At 36.9% G+C, this 6,509-nt stretch carries 7 protein-coding genes; all 7 read right to left on the bottom strand.

Features of this window, described 5'->3' with window-relative positions:
* Window positions 1-59: 59 nt before the first annotated feature.
* The 7 genes from UGRO018_RS17205 to UGRO018_RS17235 all read right to left on the bottom strand — a co-directional run bounded on the left by UGRO018_RS17205 (window position 60) and on the right by UGRO018_RS17235 (window position 6,234).
* Window positions 60-1,511 (bottom strand): glycoside hydrolase family 1 protein, encoded by a 1,452-nt coding sequence (locus tag UGRO018_RS17205; protein WP_416327745.1) that lies wholly within the window; start codon window positions 1,509-1,511, stop codon window positions 60-62.
* A gap of 13 nt (window positions 1,512-1,524) precedes the next feature.
* The gene (locus UGRO018_RS17210; RefSeq protein WP_416327746.1) at window positions 1,525-2,247 is read right to left on the bottom strand and encodes a GntR family transcriptional regulator; all 723 of its coding nucleotides are present in this window, start codon (window positions 2,245-2,247) and stop codon (window positions 1,525-1,527) included.
* 90 nt (window positions 2,248-2,337) lie between these two features.
* Window positions 2,338-3,369, bottom strand: coding sequence for a Gfo/Idh/MocA family oxidoreductase (locus tag UGRO018_RS17215; RefSeq protein WP_416327747.1), 1,032 nt, complete (start codon window positions 3,367-3,369; stop codon window positions 2,338-2,340).
* Between the two features lie 10 nt (window positions 3,370-3,379).
* Complete coding sequence (locus UGRO018_RS17220; protein ID WP_416327748.1) at window positions 3,380-4,252, bottom strand: DUF7916 family protein; 873 nt, start codon at window positions 4,250-4,252, stop codon at window positions 3,380-3,382.
* On the bottom strand, window positions 4,236-4,565 hold the full coding sequence (locus UGRO018_RS17225; RefSeq protein WP_416327749.1) for a PTS lactose/cellobiose transporter subunit IIA: 330 nt from the start codon (window positions 4,563-4,565) through the stop codon (window positions 4,236-4,238). Before UGRO018_RS17225 ends, UGRO018_RS17220 begins: the two co-directional genes overlap by 17 nt.
* 2 nt (window positions 4,566-4,567) lie before the next feature.
* On the bottom strand, window positions 4,568-4,876 hold the full coding sequence (locus UGRO018_RS17230) for a PTS sugar transporter subunit IIB (RefSeq protein ID WP_416327750.1): 309 nt from the start codon (window positions 4,874-4,876) through the stop codon (window positions 4,568-4,570).
* Between the two features lie 20 nt (window positions 4,877-4,896).
* Complete coding sequence (locus tag UGRO018_RS17235) at window positions 4,897-6,234, bottom strand: PTS sugar transporter subunit IIC (RefSeq protein ID WP_416327751.1); 1,338 nt, start codon at window positions 6,232-6,234, stop codon at window positions 4,897-4,899.
* Window positions 6,235-6,509: the final 275 nt, after the last annotated feature.

Genomic DNA, 6,509 nt, shown 5'->3' on the forward strand with positions numbered 1-6,509 from the left:
GATTCCCTTTCAGGATCGTCAGCGACCATCCCTTAAGGAAATCTTATATGATTTCTATACTATAAATTCTCTCCATTTGTCTTGATGACATTTTGATACCAATAAAAACTATCCTTCTTATATCGATTTAATTTCGCTGTGGCATCATCTTCTTCACGATCGACATATACAAACCCATAACGTTTCTGATAGCCATTTAACCAACTTAATAAATCTGTGAAAGACCATGTACAATAAGCCCATACTTCACATCCGTCATCACAGGCTTTTTTCAATTCTTTTAAGTGTGCTTCCAGAAAAGCAATACGATATGGATCGTGAATGACATTTCCTTCTTCCAACTTATCAAAAGCACCTAAGCCATTTTCACTGATAACGATAGGAAGATCATAACGACTTGTAATATCTCGACAGCACATACGAATTCCCATCGGATCAATGGACCAATCCCAGTCTGTTTTTTTCAAATATGGATTGGATGGTTTTTTGTATAAGCCCGGTATACCTTCTTCCTTGCTTGTACCTTTTTTTCCAGTTGTATTTACTTCTAAACTGATACCGACTCCATCAATAGGATTATATTGAATTGCTGCAGTCTGATAATAATTGACTCCCATGAAATCAATAAAACCGGCTGCTTCTTTCATGATCTTTTCATCATCAGCTTCCATTTGGATATGAATGCCTTGACTAGTTAAATAACGCATGGCTGCTTTCGGATAGCGACCATATGCATAGACATCCATCCAGAAATAATTTTGTAGATCATCATAGTCTGCTTTTGCCATAGCATTCATTGGATCACAATCCAAAGCATATCCAGGAGAATATGCAAAGCTTGCGCCTACATGAGCATTTGGATATCGTTTTTTCAATTCCAATACACTATAAGCATGCGCCATATTCGCATGATGGTTTACCTGATAAAAGGTTGCTTGATCTTGAATCTTTCCCGGTGGATGCATTCCTGTCAACCAACCTAAAGACGTAAAGATATTTTGTTCATTCATGGTAATCCAATAATGTACTCGATCACCAAAGTGTTCGAATAAGATGGTCGCATAACGTACATAATCCTGAACAATATTTCTATGTTCCCAACCACCATAGGCATCTTGTAAAGCCTGAGGCATATCCCAATGATAAACCGTTACCATTGGTTCAATACCATACTTGATACATTCATTGATGATCGCATCATAATACGCTAAGCCTGCTTCATTCACCGCTCCGTTTCCATCAGGAATGATTCTTGTCCATGCGATTGAGAAACGATACGTCTTCAATCCGGCTTCCGCCATCAATGCAATGTCTTCTTTAAAACGATGATAATGATCGACAGCCAAATCACCTGTGGTTGCCTTGAATGTCTTGCCTGGGATACGTACAAACGTATCCCAATTGCTCATTCCTTTGCCATCTTCCTGTGCGGCACCTTCGATTTGATAAGCAGCAGAAGCACTGCCCCAGAGAAAGTCTTTTGGAAATCCTTTACTTTGTTCAAAATACATAACGCAGCTCCTTTCAGTATAGTTCTTTGATTACGGTTGTTTCAAATTCAAAATATTCAGGTATATGATGTGCAATGGAGTATTCAAAGATCTGTGAATTATCTAAGAATGCGGTTTGTAAGACTTCACAGACAAAATCAGTATCCTTCATATTTAAATACTTCTTTTCTATGTCATTAGGTCTTACTGCATTGATCGATACATGTGCACTCTGAATTTTAAGATTCAATACCTTTGTGATGTAGTAATAAATAGAACCCTCTACATCTTTCAATTTCAAATCTTTAATGACATTGATCGGCATCCACGTATATTCAACGATTCTAGGTTGATCATGAAACAACCGTACACGAATGATATAATAAACAAAATCTCCGGGTTGAATATTCAGCTTTTTTGCCATATCCTCATCACTTTTGATGATATCGAATCGCTCTACAATTGAGGTAAATCCCGGTCGAATCAAATCTCTTCTGGTTGTATAGATTTCATTCACACCGGCATTTTTCGATGCATCACCCTGAACAATTTTCTTTACAAACGTTCCCAATCCTCGTTTTCTTACGACATAGCCTTCTGTTACCAACTTATCCAGTGCTTTCTTAACGGTCAAAACACTACAGTCATATAGATTGGCAAGCTCTTCTCCACTGGGAAGCATATCATTGGCATCATATACGTTACGGCTAATATCCTGCTTCACTGCATTATACACTTTCATATACTTTGGTGTCATGCATCTTCACCTCACTTATCTATTATTATACACCATAAAACTATATTTTTACATTGAAATCATTATATGTTTGAAAAGCAAGGCAATCCTTTACTGATATTGCTTCTCACATAAGGTCGTGCCTGTTTCCAATAGTTTCATGACACAAAGGGTTTCTTCCTCTTGTACCTTAGAAGGGGCTCCATTTACCAAAGTTTCATACAAAGCATCATAGACTCTTCCATAATCACCGGGAACACTGATTACCTTTTCTTCATGGTATCCATGCTCATCCATATAAGTGATGGTACCATAATCTTCCTCAACATCTTTACCGAAATCTGAATGATGTGGCATATAAAATTTCTTTAGATCGGCCTCTTGCTTATCTGCATGTTCTTTTACAAACATGCCTTTTTTTCCATAAACGACAAAGCTTGGTCTACGTTTGATTCTGAAATAACTTGATTTTACCGAAACCTTTAATTGATTTCCATAAAATAAATCTAAATCAAAGTAATCATTCATTTTATCTTTACCGCAAAGACAACGAACATCATACATAACCTTATCCGGTTGTTTAAAGTAAGATATTACTTGGTCCAATGTATGACAACCATGTCCATATAAATAGCTATCATAAAACTTGAATTCATTCGAATTTTCAGGTGTTTCCGGACGATAATAATCAAAATGCATTTCTACTTCATACAACTCACCCAGTTTCCCACTTTCGATGACCTTTTGAACGGTTAAGAAATCAGAATCATATCTTCTGTTTTGGTAACATTGCACAAGTTTCCCTTTCTCTTTGGCATAAGCAAAGATTTCTTTCGCTTGTGCATAAGTCATCATAAATGGCTTTTCTACCAATACATGCTTGCCATGATCCAATGCCATTTTAGCATATTCATAATGATGATCCGGTTGGGTACAAACAACGATCACATCAATCGCATCATCTTGCATGATCTCTTCCACCTGCTCCGTATAATAGACATCTTCTATTTTATCCCATTTTGAAGATAGCGCATGTGGACTGTAGATCGTTTTGATCTTAAATTTATCTTTTCTTTGTTGTACGAATGGTATATGATATCGATTCGTACTTTTACCGCTTCCTATATAACCTAATGTTAACATATCCTTCTCCTTATCGATTGATAGAACTACCGATTCTAAAATAGGTATGACGTTTTCCTCTTACCGCAATGGATAATGCCATGACATTTTCAATCGCAGGTATCCCATTGGTATTGGCATCTCCGAAATCATAGATGTCCGCACCTGCCTGCTTTGCTTGTATCGCCAATAGCTTCATCGTGTCTGTATCGCACCCTTCCTGTGACGTAGCTACAGACATACTGACCAATCCACCGGCACGTTTGATTCGCATTGCTGTTTTCGCAAGATTCTCAACATAAATACCCGCAACACTTCCCGGCATCGGTAGTGTTAAAACATCAGCCCCGGCACAGATATAACGCTCCCAGTACGTTTCTTCCTCTAGCTCAAGGGCATTGACATATCGATTCAATATCAATAATCCATCATAGCTTTTTCTGACAAATTCAATGGCTTCTAACACTGCTTCACTATCGTTTCCTTCTTTATTACGATATGCTGTTAGACAAAGATAATCAGGATGTAAACGAATCGCAGCTTCTAAGGTTTGTTTACTTAACGTTGTACCTTTTTCATATTGTAGATGATGAGCACCGACAATTTCTAAATTGATACCGATCAATCTTCCTGTTAATTTCTTTAACTCTTTGATTGGATCATCACAAGGCGCTATGCCTTCAATTCTAGGATGTTCCACATCAATGACTTTTAATAAGATCATATCAGCTGCAGAGCATGCCAATAACTCTGCATTACTGACGCCACCAATCATACATTCATTCTCTACGGCTGTTTGTGCCATGATGACACGACCCTCACTTGCAAGAATCGCCTGTTTTAATTCTTCTCTAGTACATCCTGATGCAAAATCAGATGCTCTACAGCTAATGATTCGCTTCATTCTCATCACCTGTCTTCTTATATAATCGAATCAATTCCTTTGCCATCAACTTTATGATCTCCGCACTCATCATTTGATCCTCAGCATGTGTCAATAATAACGTCATGGATACCGCATCCCCCATGGCTTCTGTTTGAATCAAACCGGCATGGCTTTGATGACCTTGGATAAAGGCTTCATTACCTTCTTCCATTTTCTTATCTGCTTCTTCAAACTTATGTTCATAAGCCAATTGTATCGCTTCAAGAAAACAAGATTTTGCCATACCCGCAGAAGAGATCAACTCAAAGCTTTTTAACTCTAAGCCTTCCATCTTTATTTCCCCTCGATCAATTTGATAGCTTGTTTCACAACTGCTTCTGCATTGATACGACCATAATCAACGGGATTGATCACATCAACCGGTCTAGCATCATGAATACGTTTCTTAATTTCAGACTTCATATAACCGACTTGAGGCCCTAACAAGATACAATCTGAATTTTCCCATTCACGATCGATCGTCGTTTCGGGGATGGCACGTACTTCATAATCTAATCCATTTGCTTTGATATAATCGTTCATTTTATTTGTAAGATAACCGGTAGACATTCCATCATTGCAAGCTAATAATATTTTTTTCATTTTTAATGTTTCCTTTCTTTTTATTCTTGTATTTCTTCTCGTTGTGCATCCATGATATCCATAGAGCGTTCATATAATTTTAAGAATGGTATATAAATCAGAACCTGAATCACGATCAATATCAATTGAAGAATGACATTTCTGATATCTCCTCCACTAGCCAAATATCCATTAATAAGCGGTGGAACTGACCATGGTACATAAGCGACGATCGGTGATACCAGACCCAGGTAAGTCGCAAAATAAGCAATCGTAAATAACAGTAGTGGCCCGAATACAAATGGAATTAACATAAATGGATTAAATAGAATCGGAAAGCCGAATACGATTGGTTCATTGATGTTAAAGACACTAGTCGGAATTACCATTTTCGCAAATTCTTTATGTTCTTTTCTTCTACTTAACATAAAGATAACGATCAATAATGCAATGGTACTACCAGTTCCTCCCAAGTGACCATATAGATCACGAAATGGCAATACGATGATATTAGGAATATCTTGATGTGCAGCAAACGCTTCTACGTTTTGTTGCATCGCTACCAGCAAAGGTGGTTCCAAAATCGGATTGATGATACCACCGGCATGTATACCGAAGAAGAACAATAAATTGGTACACATACAAAGGATAAGGAAGCCAGGAAGACTTGTTGTAAGGTGAATCAATGGTGCCTGAATGACATTGATGATAATTTGATGAATCTCATATCCTGTCAAGATCAAAATCAGGAAGGAAGCAAATGCAAAGGAACAGATGGTCAACATAACAGCAATCAAGGAGTTAAAGGTTGTAATGACTGCAGCAGGAATATTACCTGACATATTGATTTGAAGCTTTTTGACCCCGGATAGTTTTAAGAACATTTCTGTCGCAAATAATCCGGTAAAGATTGCCACAAACATACCACCAGCATTTGTTAATGAATAGGACAATACACCACTTACCTTTACCGCATCCTCAGCTCCTGTCGGAATGATATCCAAACTTGTAGGCATCAGTGTAATCATACAAGCCACTGCAACTACAACCGGAATAATTGGATTTTTAGCCTTTCTACTAACGGATAGACTATAAGAAATCAAGATTACGATAAGTATGGATAAAATATTCATCGTACCATTTGTAATTTTTGCGCCAAAGTTTTGCGCCGTTGTCAAAGTCGCCGGATCAATCCAGTTGCTCATAAACCCAGCAGGATCAATAATGACGTTGTTGAATAAGATGACAAATCCCGTTAATACCAAGAAAGGTACTACCATCGCAAATGCATCCCTCATTGCTCTGAAATAAATCTGTTTACCCATATACTGGGCTATGCCGTTAACCTTACCTATGACGGCATCTTTTTTTGAACTCATAAGTTCTCCTCCTTTTTCTTTTACGCCATCATTATAATACCGCTTACATTTTTTGTATATACTTTAAATAGATAATTTTATATATTTTTATTGTTAAACATATATATATTATCGAATAACGCTTTATTTATAGGACTTTAATCTATTTTTCATTTTTTCTTTTTCTTATGGTTTATATGAATATTATTACTTTTACTCATGAATCATGAATAAAATATGATCATGATTCACCATATAAAAACGATATATCTTTTTTTCTATTTATCTAACATAAT

It is taken from the genome of Hoskinsella mucinilytica, assembly GCF_045223415.1.
GTDB classification, from domain to species: domain Bacteria; phylum Bacillota_I; class Bacilli_A; order Erysipelotrichales; family Erysipelotrichaceae; genus Hoskinsella; species Hoskinsella mucinilytica.

What these genes read in the sequence shown, in the direction of transcription:
- UGRO018_RS17225 (WP_416327749.1), bottom strand. Translation starts at nt 4,565, where the DNA reads ATGGAAGGCTTAGAGTTAAAAAGCTTTGAGTTGATCTCTTCTGCGGGT.
- UGRO018_RS17210 (WP_416327746.1), bottom strand. Translation starts at nt 2,247, where the DNA reads ATGACACCAAAGTATATGAAAGTGTATAATGCAGTGAAGCAGGATATT.
- UGRO018_RS17235 (WP_416327751.1), bottom strand. Translation starts at nt 6,234, where the DNA reads ATGAGTTCAAAAAAAGATGCCGTCATAGGTAAGGTTAACGGCATAGCC.
- UGRO018_RS17230 (WP_416327750.1), bottom strand. Translation starts at nt 4,876, where the DNA reads ATGAAAAAAATATTATTAGCTTGCAATGATGGAATGTCTACCGGTTAT.
- UGRO018_RS17215 (WP_416327747.1), bottom strand. Translation starts at nt 3,369, where the DNA reads ATGTTAACATTAGGTTATATAGGAAGCGGTAAAAGTACGAATCGATAT.
- UGRO018_RS17205 (WP_416327745.1), bottom strand. Translation starts at nt 1,511, where the DNA reads ATGTATTTTGAACAAAGTAAAGGATTTCCAAAAGACTTTCTCTGGGGC.
- UGRO018_RS17220 (WP_416327748.1), bottom strand. Translation starts at nt 4,252, where the DNA reads ATGAAGCGAATCATTAGCTGTAGAGCATCTGATTTTGCATCAGGATGT.